Consider the following 20,516-nt stretch of genomic DNA (forward strand, 5'->3'; position numbering starts at 1 on the left):
TCACTATCTTGTGTTTTTTGGCAGGTTAATAACTACATATGGTGGTTTTTACAGGGGGCCGTCATATGCGATGTAATCGCTTGGTAAGGGGCAATCGGGCTCTATCGACATTCCCTGCACACGGGGATGAAATGATGCGCAGGGATGGCATAAAAGGACTTCTATGCGGTTGATCAATTTCCATACTGAACACCCTGCAACTCAGGACGTGTTCCCCGGTGGTAGCCATGACAAGGTGGCGAGCGCAATCCACGGTCATTTGCTGAGTGACAGCCCCTCAAAGGTTGTAGGCCTGGATGGTGAGTTTGGCTCCGGTAAGAGCTCCATTCTGAGCATGCTGAAGGCAAAACTGACGGCTGCTGACTCTGATTTCAGGGTCTGGTTTTTCGACTGCGAGCAGAATTACCAGGGTTCGACGAAGAGCAATTTCATCGAGCTTTTCACCGATGAGGTGCTCAAAGAAGTGCCTCATGTCAGCAGGGCTGCTGAGACCCTGAAAGCCTCTCGCGATCGAGCCCTCGGACGCTTGTTCGAGTACAACAAGCGAACAACGAGCCGTGTCAGTGCCTGGGCGTTGGCACTGGTCGCCAGCCTGTTTTTTGCCGCCAGCTCATTCCGGGAGCTTTTTGCGCTTTCGCGTAGTTCCCATGCGGCCATCACAGGGACATCGCCCGAAGCCGCTGCGCTTACCAACACGTTGCAAGACCCGTTTTGGTGGCTTATTGCCGTGCACCTCGTTTCATTTTTCAGCCCGGTGCTGATCCTTGTCGTTGCCAAGTTTTGCCATAGGAAGGTTCGGATAGGCGCTCAGAAATGGAGCCTTCTGAGTTTGTTTAAAGGCTCTAGTGACGATCATATTGAGGAGAAGATTGAGGTTGGCAAGGAGGTGACGTCCCTTGATCTCAAGAAGACGCTTCTCGAACAGCTGAAGGTGGTTGAAGACCAGCGTTATGTCATCATCCTGGACAACCTTGATCGCCTGCCAAAGGACAGCCTGCGGTCGGTGTGGAGCGACCTGGAGATCTTTATTGAGGTCGCTAGCAAGGCTGCGAATCTGACGGTAATCGTTCCGTTTTGCTCAAACAAGGTTGCGGAATACCTGAAGGCAGAAGGTGATCGACGGTACGATGCCAGGGACTTCATAGCGAAAAAATTTCCGGTGGTTTTCCGTTCTCCACCGGTCATCACCTCGGGCTGGAAAGATGGCTTCCGTCAGTTGTGGAATCATAGCTTCCCGGATGTTGACGGCAACGTCATCGAGCAGTGCGCACAGCTGTTGCAGCGCCACAGTCCCATGGCCAACAATCTGGTCACGCCCCGGCTGCAGAAGAAATTCATCAATGATATCGCCACGACAGCATTGGTAGTGGGGGAGGAGATCAGCCTCCTGGCTATCGCCAGCCATCTTCTGCTCTGCAAATATGCCGACCTTTCGCTGGTGGAGATACTGCGCACGGATGGTTTCTCGGATACCTATCAGAAAGGAATTGGTGAGGAGCAAGCTGGGCTGGTCATGGACACTAAAACCCTGCTAGATGCCACTCTTGGCGATTCCATGGAGACCGGGTGGCAGATCCAGTTCCTGCAGATTCATTATCTGACTACGGGTGATATCGCAATCGCTGAGCTTTTGGACACGCCATTGGCAGAAGCCTTTGCCAGCGAGGATCACGACGCGTTGGGCGGGCTTACTCCACTGTTCGGCTTCTCTGACGCCATGAGGCGTTTCCTATCTCTGCGTCCATCGCTGGCTTCTCTGCTGCCAACCATATCCGGGGCACATCAGGCACGTGAAGGCGACTGGATTGAGCCTCTCTTGAGGCTTATCAATAGCGCGCAACTTGAACTGTTCGGCGAATCCAAAGCAGGGTCTGAGGAGTTCTACGAATCCGTACGTTATTGCAGAGGCCATGGGTTGAAGGGGCAGCTACTGAGTGGTCATGGCAGCCAGCTGAAAACCAGCCTGATGAAAATTCTGAACGCTGCGTTCGATCCTGAACAGCTGAAGTCGGCCTGGAGTTTCATGCAGGAATACGACAATTACCTTCAAGTGCTAGGGCTGAAGTTTGAAGAGGTCGTTGTTAAGCGTTCCGAGTATGTGATGCACCTGCTGCCTGATATCGCCCGCCTGAAAGTGATCAAGGCCAGTGGGTTTACCTTTGCGAACCTGGGTCTGCCAGACGCACATGCGCAGCTGGCCAGCTGTGCTGATCACCAGATGGGTGTAGCGGTATTGCCGATTGATTGCGTCGTGCCTGCGCTCGAATGGTTGTACGGCGAGCGCAAATTTGGCGGCGGTATTACCGGTGGTATCTCGGCTGGTGACGTCGCCATCCTGGCAAAGTTCACAGGTGCTGCAGGCGAAGTAAATAGCGCGGTGCTGGGACTTGGGTTGGCCGCGAATGTCGACCAGGTCATCGGCGCTGCGACCACAACGTTGCTGGCGAACAATACCAGTCCGCTGATTAAGGCGGTGGCGGCGGTGACATACATTCGGCAAGCCGACGCCGATTTGCTCGCCAAGCTCGATGATCTGGATGGTGTTTTCGAGTCGTCAGTCTTTCGGGCTCTGGCGAACGCATCGCTTACTACAGCTGCTTTGTTCCAACTGGTTGACGACCCCCAAGTGGGCGAGTCGGTTGCGACCTACCTGGCGTACCTGATTCGAGAGCGGCGTATTGGGCCCCTGAGCTGCGACAGGGTTACTACCAAATTTAGTGTAATTTCCCAGGCGCTTTCGAAGGTTGGCCTTGCTGAGGCCGATTTAGCGATTTGGCTCACAGCTTGGGACGTTTTTATTGCAGAAGCCTCCAAAGACGCTCTTAAGGCGGACGTCCGATTGATCAGTGTCGTCATGGAGGCGGATGAAAATGTCCTGCCGAAAACTCGGGCGGGTCTACTCAAGCAGCTCACGAGTGAGGAGCTGACTCGTGATAAATGGGTACAGATCATCTCGGCAGGGGCCAAACAGCACCAGGTAATCCTGAATGGGATAGTGAGCAATAAAGAGCCCATGCAGTCGATCGCGGCTGTCGGCGATGCCTTGATCGATGTTCTCAACTCCCTCGCGAACGGTACCGTGACTTCGCAGTGGGGAGCGGCCCAGTACGCCGTGATGGATTCGCTGCTCAAGTTGCTTGATGCCCAGCAGCGTGACGTTATAGGTATCCGATTGAGAACGATGCTCTTCGCAGAGTCCGTGGAACCTGACGATTTCGCAATCCCGTTATCGAAATATGGCCACCTCATTCCGGATGTTCAACCGTCTAATCCGCAAGAGGTTCAACGGATCGTCCTGTTCCTGGCGTACCTGAGCCGCAACCCCGACGGCCTTCCAGCCTTGGCTAAACTTTTCGATGCGAAGGCCGAGCAGATCGCGGCGTTCAGGTACTCGACAGAGCTCAGGAATACGATGGGGGAAGCTGTTGCCAAGTTGTCTGAAATCACCCCGGCTCTCTATAAAAAGTTTGCTCAAACCAAGGGCTTCAAGCGCCTGATCCAGTCGCTCAAAAGGGCCGCGCGTGATCCAGAACCTGAGTAAGACGCGTGAAGGGCTGTTTCTGTTCAGAGCCTAGCATTGGAGATGGCGGAACAGACAGAGGTCTGAAAGCGTACGGCGACGGTCGTGGTATGACCGTCGCTGTTCGTCTAGAAGCGGTCTAGCACCACTCAGCCGTGCAGATTAGATCATACCCGTCAGTAGCGGTTCCAAGGTACATGAAGGCATCACGACCTGAGTGATGCCAACCCGAAAAAACGTGTGGGACGAGTGACTGCTTTTGGCCGAAGGCGGTCGCTTGTGAAAGGCAGCTAATGGCCGAAAGCTGCCGTCGAAGCAGCTCGTCGCCTAACCCTCGCGAGGATTGATTTGCTCGAATACTGTATGCATATACAGTACAAGACAAGCGAACCTCCATGAATTTTGAACAAGCCAGAGCGCTGAGAATCCAGCAATGGCGCGATACGCTCGACGATCACGACTTCCGGTTACAAAACCCTGAGGCGTATCGGTCCAGCCTGCTTTCGGCAAGCGCGAGGTTGACCGAGGAACGGTTGATTGATCAAGACGACCAGTTTGGCATGGACGAATTAGCGAACTCCGCATACTGGCTCGCAGTTGAAGAGCTGCAATCGACATCTGTTCTCTATCACAGCGCGTCTCATTACGACCTTGTCGCGCGAGACGGCTCCTCAAACCTGGGCACGATTCGTCAATCGACATTTTCGGCGAAAAGCGAGGGCCGCCGCATCCGTCCCTACGACGGAAAAGTGTATCGCCAAGGTGAAGAGCTAAAGCTGATCTACAGCGCGTCGCCAACCACGGGCGTGATTGAGGGGCTTGTCCTCACCTTGGATGATGGTCGCCAGTTTGATCTGGTCGAGACAGCAAGAATGATCCTGGGAGTGGTTTACACCCCCATTGAAGATCCAGACGTCTACCGTTGGCTTGTCGATGCCCTGCAAGTCGCACGCGAAAATCGAAATTTGGTGCTGATGGAAAAGCTCAGGCCATTTGCGGAGCTGGCGAGGTTCGTCCTGTGTTCTTCGTGCTCGGACCGGTTTGGCGAGCGTGACGACTGCCTACCTTGCAACGGCTTAGGGTTCGTCGAAAAACCGAAATGCCTGGGTACACTTCCTCCGAAATACCGGGGTCCACTGGACACAACCAGCGAACCCGGGGTGCAAGATGTGCGGCGGAGTTGAGGCGGCGGACAAAAATAGAGCGTATGAACGGGTCAAGGTGTATTTCCCGAACCCCAAGGCAGCAATTCCCGTGGTTCTTCAGGACGGGACGGATCTTGGGTGGGTGCGATGGGGGCGCCGCCGAGAGGAGAAAGGCACAGGCCCATCAGGTGGGTGGGCAAAACTAGAGACGGTAGAACGAGGGGGATGGGAGAAGTATCACCCGCAGCGAGCGCTGGGGCTCGTGCAGCGTTACATGGAGAAAGATACGGAGCGCGTGTCGCACTGGTTCGATATGAACGAGGGCTTCGGGCTTGAATGCCTAATACTAGGTGAAGGCGATGCTCGGCGCGTGTACATAGTCACCACTTCCCCTCCTCCGGAATATGCATTCATCCACGACCGTTGGCCGATGATAGGGCGGATTCCAGACGGCACAAGCTGACCCAGAGAGGCACAGCGCCACCATATTACGAACTGTATTTCTGGCTTATCCTCTGGTCCCTACGAACCCGAGGCTGCGCCATGGATAGACTAAGTAGGGCCGAAATAGAGGATGCCTTGGGACGCCTGCTACCAGGCAGCACGGTCAAATGTGTTCTTTGGGGTGACGGTACTGCCTCACTTACGGTAACAGGTGAGACCGGGGAATCATTTGCAGTGGTGGGTCTGGTGAGAAGCGATTATCGAGGGGAAGCTGGGTTAAAAAGCCTCGCTAAGCATATATTTGAGGACATTCAGCTAGCTCGACAGGGATTGAAAACCCACAGAGCGAAACCGTTGGGCAATATTGGTAATCAATCCAGCGCCCCCCCTGCGCAATACAAAGCCCGCCACTAGGCGGGTTTCTCTATTTTTTTGGTGTTAATTCTTGTCCGATCCATCCTTAATTGATCGGGCGTAGAAAGCCACAGCCTCTTCAGCAAGCCCTCTCCATTCAGCGTTATCGATGATCCCCTTTTGCCTGTACTCGTAAGCAATTCGGAGGAGGATGTCGTACTGTCTTTCAGCGTCGGCTCGGCCCTCCGGCCTTCGCAGAAGCTCTCTCCATACATTAAGCGCCTGCTCCTCATCCAGTTCAGCCATCTTCCGTCCCCAAACGTCGTCCTGCAGGGGAGCCTAGCACCACCGAAATGTTCCATGCTGAGGATGGGCGGATTCATTGATGTCTGGGCATCAGCTCCCGCACATACGCTTGGCAAGCGCGTAATTTAATTACGGCTCGATCACCGTCGTCGGTGATGGCGATAACTCGCTGAGCATGCGCTGGGTCAAGTTGGGCTCTTGCTCCTCCATGAACCACGCCGACGGCACCGGTATCGGCAAGCACTGGGCCGCCATCGGCTGAATTCTGGAGGAGGACTGACAGCCGTACATCAGAAGTGGCAAGACGATCACGTAGGCGAGCCTGATTTGCTTGTGCATCGCTCAGTTCCTTGTAATGGGTTCGTTCGCTGGTCGAAATGCGTTGCTCGAGCTCCAGGCGCCTCCGCTGCTCTGCTTGCATCTGATCTGTAGCCGCGCGACTGAGGGCATCAAGATCGGCCTGATGGAGACTGGCTTGCTCAGCCAGCTCCTTGCCATACCTCCAGTCCTGGACTTTCCAGGTCCCGCCGATGGCGACGATTAGCGCAACCGCAACACCGACCACCAGAGACTTCAATGTCGCAGGATTCATGGCACACCTTTGAAAAAGACATGGTTCCCCAGGCGGAAGGTTTCAGTTGCACCTTGTACCCATGTTGGTGGCTTCGGCATGGTGCTCGCGTAGTAGTGGGTCGCACCTTTCGTCATGTCAGGCTCGACCCCGGAGATAACCAGATCCGCCGCCCGCTGTGCCTGGGCGAACTGCTTCGGCGGGATTGGCTTGGCTCCACTCAAATACGGATAGTTCGGGTCGTTCTTGTTCCAGCAACTGAACTGGTACGGTTTCAGGCAAACCCCGGCATAGCCCTCGCCCCACCATGAGCGATCCTTGCCATCATTCACGCGGTTGCGGATTACGCAGCCCACGGCAACCTGGCCGGCCAACCCCTCCCCGCGGGCTTCGGCCCACAGCGTGCGCGCGAGGATGTCGCGATCCTTTTCTGTTGTGGTCATTTACATTTCTCCAGGCAAAAAAAATCCCGCTCTCGGCGGGCTTGGAATTGGGTTGAGCGAAATGAACGAGTTAGAAGCCGGTAACGTCTGCGACCATAATCACGGGCATTGGCCCAATCGGTGAATTGGCAGGCGGGCTGGTTGTCGGCGGCCCTTGATTCGCTAGAAGCCCCGATGTGACAGTTCCACCTGACACCCTGACCGACCGAATCATCACCATGAACGCGAGATTTTGTCCTACCTGATTCTGGCGATATCGCGTGTCATAGTTGCTGATCCCACAGGCGTAGGTACGGCCAATCGCGACCGGCAGTGAGAACGACTGCGTGTCCGAACTGGTTTCATACACTGCGGAAATCCTGAGGATTTTGTTGTTCGAGTCGAAGGTGAGGTTTCCTGCCGAGTCAAAAAGCTGCAACCCACAACGCGACGGGACAACAGGAGCATCGCCAAAGCAGTAGCACACGACGCTGTCGGCTGTATTCGACCAGAACTCGTAATCAGCGCTGCTGGCAGTAAGAACAACGCTCCTAACTGCAATGGACGATGAAGCCGCCGTCTCACCGAAGAGGACAAACTTGGTTGCCTTGGGCAGGCTTAAAGCAGCCCTATAAATGGTCGAGCCACGGGTCCAACCAGAGATAGTGAATTTGCCCAAAAACGAAACCGTCAGGACATCTGAATCGATCTGAAGGGTGTTGGTGTCCCTGAATACCTGAAGCCCTATTGGCATCTACCTAACTCCATAGAAAACCTGGCACCCGACCCTAGGGGCATTCGCAGTGGTGCCCTGCCCCCTGAAGTCGGAAAAGCTCCACGAAATGGTGGTCTCATTAATGGTGATGAACGGCACGCAAACTACCGTGGTGTCACCTCCACCTACCCCTTTTGCAGAGAAAAACCATGGGCTTCCCCCTGCAAACCCAGGCACAAAAACAGAACCATTTGCCGTTCCGGTGAAAAACGATCCTAGGTATCGCCCCGTGATCGTATCGGTTGTGAAGGACACCGAGCCGTCAGCGTTGTAAACCTCTAATCCTACTGGCATCACCAGATCCCCAGACGCACTCGAAGCTGCCCTGCCTGATCGAAGACCTGAACAACTTGGTTATTGATAGTGAGTTTACCTCCACCCGAGACCGCTCCATTGAACTCAATTCCCCCCGTCTTGCTGAGCCTCCAACCCGAAACACCAGGTACATAATTGGTTGATTGAATGGTGTCGCCGATCTTCGCATTGGTGATCGATCCGTCCTGGATAAACGCCGCCTTGATGTAAGCGGTGTTGTTCTGCACCACGAACGGATAGAAGACCTCCGAAGCGTTGGGATCGACTATCGCAAAGCGGCTGGCTGCAATGAGGACTTGGCTGGTGATGATTCCTTCGTCGTTTTCTACTCCAACCCCGATCCCGGCAAGGTAGGGTTTCCCATCAACAGTAAGCTGGGTCTTGATGCTGTACATCGCGGCAAGCTCGCTCTGGAGAGCGTCGATCTCTATCTGGGCGCCGCCGGAATCGATTTTCTCGAGCAAGTGCTTACTGAGCTGGGTTTCCGTGATCTTATCGTTCAGGTAGTCCAGGATTGGCCCGGCATCAGCCGACGACTGCCCAAAGACTGGGCCGAAGAAAGCGCCCATATTTCCGATCCGATCAACCAGGCGTGCCCAGAAGAAATAGGTTTTTCCGGGAGCGAGTCCCATGATGGTCAAGTCAGTCTGTGGGTAGGTGTAGTCACCGAATTTGGTGGCGTCTACGATCTGGTTGGTTTCGCTATACCAGATCTCCGTCCGTTGCAGATCCGCAGTGCTTACGCCCTGAGGAATCTCCCACTTCAGTTTGATACCGAATACGATCGACTCGGCAACGAACGAGGAGACTTCTGGTGGCGGCGTAGTTTTTCCGTTCAGCACCGTCTCCGCAGAGGTTGCGAAAACAGAGCCGATATCGAGCGAGTTGATCGCTCGCACCTTCGCCGTGTACCTGCCGGCATAGATCCCGCTGACGTCAATTGATGTCGTCCCGGTACGGCCTGCAAAGATCCAATCACCTTCATCCTTGCGCCAATACACCTCATAAGCGATTGCCGCTTCTGGCCTATCCCAAGTAATTGTCATGACGCTGATTGCGCTACCCTGATCGACGAAATGGTCGTTACTGAGTGTCACATTCGTTGGCGGCTTCTGAACGCTCGGGGGAACGACGCTGATTGGCGGACGCTCGATACGGCTGCCGTTGTCGATTGCACCGTATTTGCTGGAGTTGTGCCGTACAGCATTGATGGTGAACTTGATTTCCGTGTCCGAAAAATCTTCCGCTACGGACATCACCCGAAACTGTTGCACCGCCAAGGCAGGTGAGTCGATTGCCCACATGGAGTGAAGCGGCGGCAACGCCTCGAGGCTTTCCGACAGCACGACTTGTTGTACCTCAGCCGGAAAACCCGTGGTATCAAAAGTGATGTTGCCGTTGTCCCACGTGATGCGAGAGCTGTCCCAAGTCAGGGGATAGCCCACGGACTTTATGGCTCGAGAGACAGCCTTACCGTTGGGCATAATCAGGGTGATGGTGTCGCCCGGAAAGGCGGTTACATCCGCGTCGAGCACGAGAGTGTCGAGCGTTGAAGAACGCAGCCGGCCACCGACTCTGCGCCCAGCCCTGTCGTTATCCGCGATGCGGATGATCTGACCAGGCCGCGCCAAGGTGCCATCCAAGCCAACGGAAAAGCTGACGCTCTCCGTCTCCAGGCGGTTAGTAAGCAATGCCCATTTACCAACGCGCTGCGCCTGAGCCTGAGACGTGCATCCGGTAGCTGTGATTTCGGTTTGCTGGATGCCGTAGCGAGCGATTCCGGGCTGGTCGTCTACGTACTCAACCTTCTGCCGATAAAAATCCGAAGGATCGTTCCAGCTCACCAGGGCAACGGTATAGCGCGTCTTCTTGGCAGATCCGGTGTAGTTGAATTTCCCGTTGATGACGTTGGCATTCGAGTAGGTATAAACAGGATCCTCTGGTATATCGGCCACGGCCATGACGGAACCGGCAGCCCAGTACGCCATCCCACGGAACGCTGTCGCCAGATCCTGGAGCACGCGCAGCGCATCAGCGCGAACCGAAAGGTACAGATTGCAGGTGAAACGCGGCTCGGTGCCGCCCTTTCCGTCGGGGACTGGCTGATCGCAATACTGACCGATCCGATACAGCTCCCATTTATCCACCTGCCCCGCGTTCAGCAGATGGCCGAGCCCATAGCGGAAATGCAGCAGTAAGTCGTAAAAAACCCAGGCAGGATTATCTGTCCAGGCGCTTTTAAAGGTGCCGTCCCAGACTCCCGTGTAGGTGCGCGTCTCTGGGTCATAATTGCTTGGAACCTTGATGATGCGGCCATACAAATCGAACGAGCGAGTCGGAATCGATTGAAACTGCGACGCATCGAATTGCAGGCCGACGATGGCCGAACCTGGGTATCTCAGCTTCGCGTCGATGATCTCTGTAATTGCCTCAACGTTGGTGGTGTCTGATATCGCGGAGCTGGTGGCATTGGCCGTCAGACGGATCACGCGCACGGTCCAGCCGCTGGTCGCGCTAGGAAGATCGACGCGGTGTGATCGTTCGTATTTTGTCGATGTCTTTCCGCTGAAAGCCGCGTCCAGCACGGACACAAAGGGTCCGCCGTCGGTGGACAGCTCAATCCTGTATCGGACCGTGTATCCGTTGGTGTCGCCGTTTGTGGTGTTTGTCCGTGCAAGACGTGGAGTGGAAAGTCTGATCCGGACTGCCGAGAGTTGAAGATTGGTTACCGCACGCACCCAAGGCTGGTCGGAGCGGAGCTCAACACCGACGGCAATTTCGCTCTCCACTGCGGGGAAGCCCGAGATGTGTAGTTGATCCTGACTGCCGGTTCGCACCTCTTGGCTGACGCCGCTGAAGTTCAACGTTCCATCCGGGTTTGCCAGCGGTGTCTCATCTAGAAAAATGGACTGCATGCCGTTCGCCAGGCCTCGAATCTCACCTTCACTCACCAGGTCGAGAATTCGCGCGAAAGCGGTGCTTTGCAGGTTGTCCGGAGCCTCAACGGAAGGACGCGGCTTCGACTCACCACCCTTGCGTCCGGCTATGGCTAGCTGGGTCATGACTTTCCTTTGGGCGAAAAAAAGCCCGCTCAATGGCGGGCCTCGTGATGGATGCTTCGGTTACATCTGGTCTTCGGAATAAATACCGGCGCTGATCACGGCGCTGCCGACGATCATGCGGCCATAAAGCAACGGCACAGGGTTGCCCTGGACACTGGTGTTCACCGGGCCGTTGAAGCTGTAACTGGGTCGGTTGTTTGGGCTGTCTTGGGTGCCCAGGCCTTTTGCCTGAGGACTGAGCATTTGCATCACCCCACCAGCAACCATCGCAATGCCGACCGGCAGAAGCGGGCTGTAGACGAGACCAACCACGATAAGTACGGCACCGATTATGGTTTGTAGGGCCCCGGCACGCTTTGATCCGGTAAGCACCGGCACTATGCGAACGACCTCGCGGCCAGTTGGCTTCTTCAGATCTTCCTCACCGATATTTTCCTTACCATTGAAGACGGCGTATCGGACTCCCTTCCCTGAGCTTTCCATCATGTGTTTTTCGAATCCGGGAAACTGAGATTTGAAGTAGCCAATGATGTCTCTAAACCCGCCGCAAGTGGCAATCCGATGCTTGCGTCCGAACAGGCGGGCAAGCGATCCAGATAGCAGGACGACCTGCATTTTTTCCTGGGTGTAGGTGATCAACACAATTCTCCAGACGCAAAAAAGCCGCCCGGAGGCGGCTTCGTTTGTTTGGCTTTATTTGATTCTTGTAAGTCTCAAGCTTCCGTCGGACGGCAACAAGATCCTATAGGACTCACTAGCGCCGGGCTTGAGGTCCGAGTTCTGAGAGGTCGCGATATTTGGGCATAATCCCCCGCCAGTTTCTAAACGGAAGAAATATGCTCCGGCTGGCAGTGCAAGGCGAATAAATTCCCCTTGGCGTATCGCGAAAACCTTGACGTTATTGACGAACATATCGTGACTGCAACCGGCCCCGAAATATCCAGAATCGCGAAGGAACGTAACTGTGGCGCTCGCTTGGGATTCGGCATCGCCCGCAGCCACCATTGCTGGCTGGTAGACGCGGTCAGCGGGTATGGACTTCGCTGTTTGCTCCGTCACCGGGGAGGTCGAGCACCCCGCCAATACAGCAACGACTATCGCGCCGATAACTAATCTCATAGTTTTCCTCTGGAAAATTGCCAAAGATACCGGGAGCAGCCTAAAAGAAAAGCCCAGTGGAACGTCATTCAGCTGCAACGCATTTGCATTATTTGAAGCTCGCAGGAATCGGGGGTACCTCTACGACTTTTCCATCTTTAATTTTGAAGGAGATCACTCGACTCGCACCGGTCACACCGTTAGCGTGACTCCATACCCACATTTGACCATCGGCACGAGACACAACTGAATACGGCGGGCCCATCAGTTGTACAACCTGCTCTTCCGTCATACCGACCTGCACCTTTCGCGCCTCATCATAGGAGAAGTCGGTCCCTGCGCAGCCAGACAGTGTAATCAAGGATGCTAGTAAGAGTGCCCCAATCAATGTCCGCATAGTTAATCCTCGTCATTAATGGATCAACCATAGCATCGATTCGTCCTCAGTACGGGTTCAGCAAGGCCTCATCACGACTCGATAACAGCGCATAACTGTGCACTCTGGTGCGCTTCATTCAACTGCATACGCGCGCTGGTACCGCCAATAGCTCACCGTCACTTCAGACCAGTACCCGCCGTACACATCCCGCTTGCTGTCGCGGTTGTAGAGGTGATGAAGAATCGATCCGGGCGCCGGGTAGTGCTCTGGCTCACTCCTCAGTACACCGTCGGCCAGGTATATCCCCGCATGGTTCGGCACCGGTGAACGGATCTGCATCAGCACGATGTCGCCATGCTGTGGTGCGGGTACTTTTTCGAAGCCAGCCGCGGGCAAATTTTCGAGATAGAGATTACCTCCCTTATCCCACCAACCGTCTTCCCGCTCATAGCTGCCAAGATCGATACCCATCTCCCGACGGTAAAAATCCAGGATGATGCTGAGACAATCATGCACACCGTGCACAAACTTGCGGCCAATCAGAGGTGCCTGATACCCAACCGGCGCGAAGCTCACCAAATTCCCAGCTCGCACTACATCGTCATCGTCTTTTCGCACTTCGAGAATGTGCCAGAGCAAGCCCGACGCCTCGCAAGACACGCGATCAGCCTCACTCGGGGTGGCCGGGTAATCGGGGTGGCTGTGTACAACGGCGAGAATTTCTCCCCTGTCCTCAGCGGCTGCGTAATCCTCGGGCGCCAAGCGGAAATGCTCGTTCGGCGTCGAGGCGATGTTGCGGCATGGAATGTAGATCTCTTTACGACTTACCCTCACCAACAGCCCACACGCCTCGCGCGGATACTCGTCGATGGCGTGTGCCTCGATCGCCGCTCTGTTTGCTTTGTTCATAAATCATGTCCGGAGCAACCCCGCAGCGGGGAATGAGCCATATGGGAGGGGGTTATTTTCGCCGAAACGTAGCTTGCAGCTAGTCAGGCGACCGCCGCACTTATCCTTGGCGGCGTCAGTGACGATGACATCGTTCTCGTCCGCGACAGGTGGCCCGTTATAGCCGCAATATGGACCTCGGTACCCGCCACAGGAAAGCCACCAGCACACATTGGCTACGATCTGTCGCCGAGGCAGTTGAACTCCAGCGAAATCCAAGGCCGTCGCCAGTTCGAACTGGACGACTTCGTTGTCCTCGGCAGCCTTGCGCTCGACATACCAAATATCTGGTGGCAGTTCTTCCTCTGGGTCCGCTTCGGGCTGCCCATCGAGATACTTGCCCAAGGTTCGATGGCGAATCAGTTTCGCGCCGACGAGATCTTCGAAATACAAAACCAACGCTGTGATAAAGCCGCCAACGTTGCCCACGGAAAGAGTCGGCGTCGGTTGCGTCCCCTGCCCCGTCATCTCGAAGCCTTCAGCTTTGATCGGCCAAGGCGAATACTCTTTGCCCTGCCAAAATATCGAGGACTGCTGTGGGTAGCCATGGAAGCGGTAAAGCTCGGCGCCCAGCATCGTTGCATCGAGCTCAAAAAGCTCCACCCAAGCGCCAGGCTCCAGCGTCTGGATATCAGCCGTAATCGGCATAGAGTGTCCTCAGGAAAAATTCAAATCAGGCGAGTGGAGATCAGATGGGCCGTTTTGGGCGCTTTGCTTCGTCTGGGAAGTCAGGGTGCCCTTCCTTCCAGGCTCTGAGCGCGATTCGATAATCCCGCCATTGCCGATCTGTCCCCGGCAAGGCGGCAGGGTCAGAGTCTTCAAGCATCACGAGCTGTTCGGCCACGACGACCATCTCGGAGGATGCCCAATCCGCTTCCCTTTTCATCCGGATCTCTAGCAGCGTCCTATCGGAGATAACCCACTCGCCTTTCTCCGATGCGGTGTAAAGCAGGGTGTTCTCGTCATCGGGACGCTGACCATTCATTTGAATCCAACCATTAGGGCAGTCCCCACCCACCTGTTGAAAATTGCTGCCAATCTCAGCGTAAACGCACAAGGTCATGCATGGACTCTCCAGACTTTTAAGCGACAAGTAGCGGAAGTCAGACCTGTGGCTGTCTGTCCAAAGGGATCGCCACTGGCGTTGGATGTGTAGCTCACCCGGGTAGCCCCCGTCTGAACGACCAAGGTGTTCAAGTCCAGTTGGGAGCCCTTGGTGCCGTAGCCGCCAGAGCTGTAGAACCAACCAGCATCGCCCCACTTGCCTCCTATCAGGATCTCCGCCTGTACGATAACTTCATGCCCAGGGAACGGGTTGGCTACCGTGTAACGGCTGTTGATTGTCACCGTTGCGGGAGCTGCTTCCGTTCCGCCGTTCGGGTAGGCATAGGCAAATCCCACAGTTGCGTCAGTGATGGTCAATCTCCAATCGCTCCAGGCAGCTACGTACCTGGATCGCACGTATTGCTCACCAGTGTTGTACACGGTGTACGTCTGAGTGGTGATGCTGCTCCCGAGCTGCACGCTGATAAGTGATCCTGCGGCTGCGACAGGGTAATTCAGGGCCAACGTCGCGTTAGCGTTCGCCTGCTGCATGTAGAAGCCTGTGGCCTGAATATTGTTGAGGTTCGTCCCGGTAGGAAGGTTGATCGCTGAGTTGATCCCAAGTGCAGCTTGAGCGGCTGCGAGCGTAGTCGCCCCTGTACCGCCCTGGGCAATCGAGAGCGCCGTGGTAAGTCCTGATAACGAGGTGATATCGCTATTGGCCCCTTTCGCGGCCTTATTCCCGAGCGAGGCTACTGCATCGCTGATTTGCCGTTGCAGCTTTCCTATGGCGGCAAGGATAGTGTCTGTTGCAGCCACCACAGCCGGGTTTGTCGTGAGGAGTCCGGTGAGCACGCTCGCAACGGTTCTGGCATTGGTCCAATATTTATTGACGCTACCCTCCGGGACGGCATCAGTCGAGCCGGGCGATGCGGAGAGGAGAATGTATTGGGTGCCGCTCCAGCGGTACTGATCATTGGAGTAAGCGGCGACATAGATTTTCCCTGTTTCGCCTGTAGCTGGAAAAGCGGACTCGCTTTCGAACTCCAGTACATCATCGACGTAACTGGGCAACTGACTGGCAGGGACGGTGCCGCTGTCATCCAAAGTGGCAATCCCATTGGGTTGTCCCTTTTCGGCAGCGACTGCGTCAGCCTTCGCCTGGGCTGCGTCAGCTCTGGCTCTGGCGTCCGTTGCTGCTTCCCCAGCGAGCGAGGCTGTCTCACCCGCTTTATCAGCGGCCAGCTGTGCAGCAGTTGTCCGAACATCGAGTTCTGCAAAATTGGAATTGATGGTCTCCCCGCCCGAGCGGAGACTCTGACCTGCCCCGTCGTTAGCGCCTCCACCGATGTTGATCGGGACAATGCTCATGGGTGAAATGCCTGTTCAAAAGTTGCGGCCAACCGGTAAACACCACCGCCTGCATGCCGAGGTTGATACTCGCTGCACCGCACCAGCAATGACTCCCCGAAAGGCTCCGTCCAGCTAAAAGCCGTAGCGCCTTTATGCGCATCCAGGAATGCCTTGATCTCAGCGATCCGTAACTTTGGTCCAGTGAATGTCAGCGGCCAAGACTGGGTTTTATTGTTCATCCCGTCCTCAGCGACCTGCTCGTATCCGTCGCCAAATTTTGCTGACTTGCGGCGAAAACTCACCGTACCGGAAGGCTCTTTATCCGGAGCCCAGGTGAAAGTTTCCATGCTGTATGTTCCTAAAACACAACCCCGTCGAAGCGGGGATTACCGTTTGTTGATGGCTTGCCAGATTTGGCCGCCAGGCCTCAAGTCCCGAGCAATTTGCTCTTGAGCGCCCTGCTTGGCCGCCCGGGCGTAAGCTTGGGCAACGGCCTGACTGGTGGTCTCATCAGCGCCTCCAGCACCCTGCCCATCCGGCACGGCGATGTTTTGCTGAATTACCACTTGGTTGGTGCTGGAACTCTGGCCGCGACCTACCGCCATCACGGCGAGCTTGCCACCTGCTGTCCTAGTCAGCGGCATGATTGCCTCCGGCCCGGCTTCACCCATGATTCCGGTCTCTCCGCCAGCCATACCGAAGGCGGTCGGCTTGCTGACTACCGAATTGGTGAAAGCCCCACCGTCGGCAAACATCTGCACGCCGCCAGCCCACGCACCGCCCTTGGCCTGAATGCTCCCCGGAGTGAAGCCCGACAAATCGCCGGAGTAACCAGCCTGCGTCGAGCCGGCAGAAGCAGGGCTGCCGAAATAGGAGCCAACAGCGGATGCAGCGATGCCAAACAACGAACTGAGCGCAGAGGACGTAGCCGCTCTGGCAGCCATACGAGCCATGTCAGCCAATACCGATTTTGCGAAATCCGAGAACGACAGCTTCCCAGTCATGGCGAAGCTGACCAAAGCATCTTCCATGGAGCTAAAAGCATTGGTGAATAGGCTTTTGGTTTGCCCAGCCACATCACGCGCGCTGTCCAGATAGTTGCTGAACGCAGATGTTGCGCCGTTTCTCCAGTTTCCCTGAGCTTCAGACAACTGCTCGTAGTTGCTGAGCACGGTTTCGCTCATCTCCCGTTCGCTTCGATTGATCGCGTCCAGCTTGGCTCTGTATTCCTCAGCGCTCATGTTTCGCGCCTGGTCGGCCTTATCTCGAGCCAGATCTAAGCGTTGCTGATTCGCACGATCAGCGATGCCGTTCAGCTCGCTATTGATCGCATTCTGGTGGTCGCCAAGCCCGACTCCGTCTGCGGCACGGCTCCCAGCACGGCGCAGGGCGGCGTTCTGCTGATCCAACGCGTCGGTATAGGATTTGACGGCCTGGGCCTGCTTCGCAAGCCTCCCCTGCTCATTCGTTGCGATCACCTCAAGCTCGCTGTCAGCCTCCTTTTCCGCCTTGATCATGCTGGCTTTGGCATCGGCGATTTTTTGGTCCAACTGAATGCGCTGGGCGGCTGTGGTGCTGGCTTGGCTCTTCGATGCCTCGAGAGCTGCGATCTCCGCCTGGTAAGCTGCGGTTACCTCATCCCGCTCATTGCCGATAAGGGCTCTACGTTTGAGGAGATAGTCTTCCTGTGTGAGCAGGCCGGCTTTCTGCGCTGCTTCCAGCTCCCTCTGAGCGCTCTTGTATTCGCTGAGGATCAGCGTTAGCTGATTTTTCGAGTCGTTGAAGTCGGTGAGGTTGATGGACGACGTCGCGGTTTTCGGGTCTTTGTTCCGGTCCCGAATGTTCTGGATTGTCTTCGCGACGACAGCTTCCTGAACCAGCGGATCGTCGGGGTTTGCCCTGCGCAGCGCCTCGACCTCCCGCTTGTACTCCTTGATAAGGTCGTTGCGCTTCTCCTCGCTGGAAAGGCTGGAGTCGCTGATGGCCTTCACGCGGATTCTCGCGTCGATGCCTTCACGCTGTCTCTGTGCGCTCAACCCCTGAGCTTTGGCGATGGCGTCCTGGGTGTTCTTCTGCTGAATGAGAAATTCCAGTTCCAGCTTTGAATTGGTCAGCTTGGCCTGGGCATCGGTGTCGTCGGGCATGCCATTTAGGGCACTCTGGGCCGCCGCCACACGTTGCTGCGCCTCGGTGATCTGGCTAGCCAGGGTCTGATCACGCCCGATGTTTTTTATGGCATCAGCCGTGGCCGAGATTTCTCCCTTTAGGCTTTTCCACCCACGCTCCCAGATTGAGAGATTTTCCGTGACCTCACTGCTGCGATTCTTGATGGTATCGACATAGGTGTCGGTCAGAAGTTTGGCCGCGCCGATGGTGTCGCCCTGCTCTTTCAGCGCGACGATTTGCGCATACGTCGTTGCCGTCAGGAAGTTGTATTGATCGTTGAGCTCTTTCGCGGCTGCGACTGGGTCTTTTCCGATCTTCACGAACTCGGCGATCGTTTCCTCCACCGCCCGGCCAGTGGCCTTTTCCATCTCCAGCGCCGCGGTCGCAACCCCTTCAAAACTGCTGCTCGCAATCTTGCCGCTGCTAGCAAGCTTTGCCAGTACCTCCGACGCTGCGCCAGTTGTGCCGACGGTTGCGGCCACCTGTTGCGCCATGTTGGACAGAGCGTCAGCCGAAGTGCCCGCAGCGTTTCCGGTAAGGATGATCGATTTCTGAAACTCGACCGCCTCTTCACTGCCTGAAACGAAGGCATATCCGAGGGTAGCAATAGCCGCAGCGGCAACCGTGAAGGGATTAACAAGGCCAAGGATGTATCCGCCTAGGGCTCGCGCGGCAGGACCAATGCCGCCGAACATATCCTTGAGTTGGCCGCCTTGCTGGAGCAGAACAGTCATCGGAGACTGACCGCCCTGGAGCGACACGACGATGTCAGTGAATTGAGCAGGGACTCCACGCAACGCAGCAGCCGTCTGCTTAGCCGTGTTACCGGTGCGAGTCAGCGAGTCGTCGAAGCCCCCGAGGCTCGCCCGAGACTGCTCAATTTTGGCCTGATACTCGCTAAAGGTAGCTGCATCGAGCGCGCCGAGCTTCTTCTGCTTCGCTAGCCTGCTTTCAAGCTCGTCGAGCCGCCCTAGGGCCTTCACCGTCGGATCAATCTCGCCGAGGAGCTCGCTCAGCTCATCCTTCTGCTTCTTGATCGATTCCGATGCCTTGTCCGCGCCCTTGGCAACACCCTCAGCGGCTTTTTCTGCGCGGGCACCCGCAGCGGTGAGCTTATCGAGATCGGAGCTCGCTTGCGCAGCATCAGTCGAATCAACCTTGATGCCGAGTTCAGCAATAGAAGTCATTCAGGCTCCGTTATTTCGATTCGCTCATCACGAGCATGGCTTCTGCTTCCATGACACGGATGTCGTGGAAGGCTTCTGATAATTCGCGCCGCGTTATGCCCAGCATGCTTGCCACTGGCGGGAGTGCGCTGTAGTCCAAGCCAGAGGCTCCGCCCATTCCCGTTCGCCACTGAGTTGACATTGCCTCAAACAACAGGAAAGCTCGCCAGTTGTCCGGCCAGACCTCGTATTCAGTCTCGGGAATGTCGTCTAACGTCATGCCGAAGGCTGCCAGGGCTGCCTCGGATGGTCCTGGTTCGTACATGACGCGAGCGGCGCCGGTCAGTTTCCCAGGCGGGCCGACTGATAGGCGTTTTGGTAGGCAGAAAGCACCGCCTGCGGCGCGCCAACGCAGGTGGTGACAAGCGCTGTCAGCGACTCATCCGACAGCTTCTCGTCAAAGGCCCAATTGGCAATGATGTCCTTGAGCTGGCCGACCTGGATGTCTATTTCTGCCACCGTGGCCTCATGCCAAGAGAGACCGTCCTCCTGGACTTTCTTCGCATGATCCTCACGGACGGCGTTCCACTTGTCGAAGTGAGCAGCCAGGGCCAGGCGATCCAGATACTTAAATTCGAACTCAACGCTGACCGGATCAGCGCCCACGCGCGGGATGGCGACCTTCGTTTTGAAGGTCGGGTTTTGAGCAATCTTGATCTTTGCCATGACTTACACCCCCGCAGCGTATCGGGTTGGGCGAGCGGCCAGAGACAGCGTGACAGTCCGGGTCATGATGCTGTTCCGGGACAACGTCGGAGTAGACGTGATCGACACGTATGCGTGGTAGTAGATGACGGAGCCATTGGGCAAAGTCAGCCGCACAACGCGAGGCTCGCGATCTTCATCAGCCGCCTCACAAACCGCAACGTAAGGAAGCGATGGGTCATCAGCAACGGTGATAGCCATGCTGATCGGAGACTTCGTTGTCGGCAGTTGGCGGTCGTCCGACTCTTCAAGGAAGCCGAAGGTGGTGAACTGCTGTTCACCGCCAGAGCTGTTGCTGTCGGTGACTTGGCTGATTTGCGCCCAACCACTCGCAGCACGGACAGCCCCTGCCCCCGCTCCAGCGGTATAGACCGTGGTGTTGGTGGTGTTGATGCCTTCCAGTTCGAACGAGCCGGCATCAGAACCGGCGACACGAACAACCTTGTCATTCAGGCGAGTCCAACCCGAAGTAACCACCAGAATGTCGCCATTCGACAAGCCGTGCGCAGCGGCATTTGCCACCGCAGGGTTAGCGTTACTGATGGCAGTCACTGGAGTCGGTGGGCTGAATGTGGCAGCAATTTCAAGGATGGAGCCGTTGGGGAGAATGGCGCTCATGTATTTCCCTCTATTTAGAAATGACAAAACCCGCTCAATGGCGGGTTCAGGGTTTGCCCAACGGG

The 20,516-nt window shown here is 56.0% G+C and carries 18 protein-coding genes; 2 read left to right on the plus strand and 16 right to left on the minus strand.

Annotation, left to right across the window (positions count from 1 at the left end):
• Nucleotides 1-163 precede the first annotated feature (163 nt).
• Together JMN22_RS19715 and JMN22_RS19720 are read left to right on the plus strand one after the other, a co-directional pair.
• Nucleotides 164-3,541 (plus strand): P-loop NTPase fold protein, encoded by a 3,378-nt coding sequence (locus JMN22_RS19715; protein ID WP_198795975.1) that lies wholly within the window; start codon nucleotides 164-166, stop codon nucleotides 3,539-3,541.
• A 374-nt stretch (nucleotides 3,542-3,915) separates the two neighbouring features.
• Nucleotides 3,916-4,704, plus strand: coding sequence for a hypothetical protein (locus tag JMN22_RS19720; protein WP_198795974.1), 789 nt, complete (start codon nucleotides 3,916-3,918; stop codon nucleotides 4,702-4,704).
• Between the two features lie 843 nt (nucleotides 4,705-5,547).
• On the opposite strand, the gene JMN22_RS19725 is transcribed toward JMN22_RS19720, so the two are convergent.
• From JMN22_RS19725 to JMN22_RS19800, 16 genes are all read right to left on the minus strand, one after another.
• Nucleotides 5,548-5,769, minus strand: coding sequence for a hypothetical protein (locus JMN22_RS19725; RefSeq protein WP_198795973.1), 222 nt, complete (start codon nucleotides 5,767-5,769; stop codon nucleotides 5,548-5,550).
• A 73-nt stretch (nucleotides 5,770-5,842) separates the two neighbouring features.
• Entirely contained in the window at nucleotides 5,843-6,361 is a 519-nt protein-coding gene (locus JMN22_RS19730) for a lysis system i-spanin subunit Rz (RefSeq protein WP_198795972.1), read from the minus strand.
• The gene (locus JMN22_RS19735) at nucleotides 6,358-6,783 is read right to left on the minus strand and encodes a cell wall hydrolase (RefSeq protein WP_198795971.1); all 426 of its coding nucleotides are present in this window, start codon (nucleotides 6,781-6,783) and stop codon (nucleotides 6,358-6,360) included. The genes JMN22_RS19730 and JMN22_RS19735 overlap by 4 nt, the downstream gene beginning before the upstream one ends.
• 70 nt (nucleotides 6,784-6,853) lie before the next feature.
• Nucleotides 6,854-7,516 carry a hypothetical protein gene (locus tag JMN22_RS19740; protein ID WP_165887418.1) on the minus strand — a complete coding sequence of 221 codons (663 nt, stop codon included), beginning with the start codon at nucleotides 7,514-7,516 and terminating at the stop codon, nucleotides 6,854-6,856.
• Nucleotides 7,517-7,830: 314 nt separating this feature from the next.
• A complete protein-coding gene (locus JMN22_RS19745) occupies nucleotides 7,831-10,914 on the minus strand; it encodes a host specificity protein J (RefSeq protein ID WP_198795970.1) in 3,084 nt (1,027 codons plus the stop codon).
• Between the two features lie 60 nt (nucleotides 10,915-10,974).
• Nucleotides 10,975-11,529: a tail assembly protein gene (locus tag JMN22_RS19750; RefSeq protein ID WP_198796068.1), complete on the minus strand. Its 555-nt coding sequence runs from the start codon at nucleotides 11,527-11,529 to the stop codon at nucleotides 10,975-10,977.
• Between the two features lie 592 nt (nucleotides 11,530-12,121).
• Nucleotides 12,122-12,409 (minus strand): outer membrane protein assembly factor BamE domain-containing protein, encoded by a 288-nt coding sequence (gene bamE / locus JMN22_RS26675; protein WP_198795969.1) that lies wholly within the window; start codon nucleotides 12,407-12,409, stop codon nucleotides 12,122-12,124.
• 114 nt (nucleotides 12,410-12,523) lie between these two features.
• A complete protein-coding gene (locus JMN22_RS19760; RefSeq protein ID WP_198795968.1) occupies nucleotides 12,524-13,300 on the minus strand; it encodes a C40 family peptidase in 777 nt (258 codons plus the stop codon).
• A 3-nt stretch (nucleotides 13,301-13,303) separates the two neighbouring features.
• Nucleotides 13,304-13,987 carry a phage minor tail protein L gene (locus JMN22_RS19765; protein ID WP_030141959.1) on the minus strand — a complete coding sequence of 228 codons (684 nt, stop codon included), beginning with the start codon at nucleotides 13,985-13,987 and terminating at the stop codon, nucleotides 13,304-13,306.
• Between the two features lie 40 nt (nucleotides 13,988-14,027).
• Entirely contained in the window at nucleotides 14,028-14,402 is a 375-nt protein-coding gene (locus tag JMN22_RS19770; protein ID WP_030141960.1) for a hypothetical protein, read from the minus strand.
• Complete coding sequence (locus tag JMN22_RS19775; protein WP_198795967.1) at nucleotides 14,399-15,754, minus strand: pyocin knob domain-containing protein; 1,356 nt, start codon at nucleotides 15,752-15,754, stop codon at nucleotides 14,399-14,401. The genes JMN22_RS19770 and JMN22_RS19775 overlap by 4 nt, the downstream gene beginning before the upstream one ends.
• Nucleotides 15,751-16,083 carry a phage tail protein gene (locus JMN22_RS19780; RefSeq protein ID WP_030141962.1) on the minus strand — a complete coding sequence of 111 codons (333 nt, stop codon included), beginning with the start codon at nucleotides 16,081-16,083 and terminating at the stop codon, nucleotides 15,751-15,753. Before JMN22_RS19780 ends, JMN22_RS19775 begins: the two co-directional genes overlap by 4 nt.
• Nucleotides 16,084-16,122: 39 nt before the next feature.
• Nucleotides 16,123-19,089: a phage tail tape measure protein gene (locus tag JMN22_RS19785; RefSeq protein ID WP_198795966.1), complete on the minus strand. Its 2,967-nt coding sequence runs from the start codon at nucleotides 19,087-19,089 to the stop codon at nucleotides 16,123-16,125.
• Between the two features lie 10 nt (nucleotides 19,090-19,099).
• The gene (locus tag JMN22_RS19790) at nucleotides 19,100-19,393 is read right to left on the minus strand and encodes a DUF1799 domain-containing protein (RefSeq protein WP_033864640.1); all 294 of its coding nucleotides are present in this window, start codon (nucleotides 19,391-19,393) and stop codon (nucleotides 19,100-19,102) included.
• 17 nt (nucleotides 19,394-19,410) lie between these two features.
• Nucleotides 19,411-19,794: a phage tail assembly chaperone gene (locus JMN22_RS19795; RefSeq protein WP_165887409.1), complete on the minus strand. Its 384-nt coding sequence runs from the start codon at nucleotides 19,792-19,794 to the stop codon at nucleotides 19,411-19,413.
• Between the two features lie 3 nt (nucleotides 19,795-19,797).
• The gene (locus JMN22_RS19800) at nucleotides 19,798-20,451 is read right to left on the minus strand and encodes a phage tail protein (RefSeq protein WP_165887408.1); all 654 of its coding nucleotides are present in this window, start codon (nucleotides 20,449-20,451) and stop codon (nucleotides 19,798-19,800) included.
• Between the last annotated feature and the right edge of the window lie 65 nt (nucleotides 20,452-20,516).

Source organism: Pseudomonas sp. HB05 (genome assembly GCF_016756915.1).
In the GTDB taxonomy this organism is placed as follows: Bacteria; Pseudomonadota; Gammaproteobacteria; order Pseudomonadales; family Pseudomonadaceae; genus Aquipseudomonas; species Aquipseudomonas alvandae.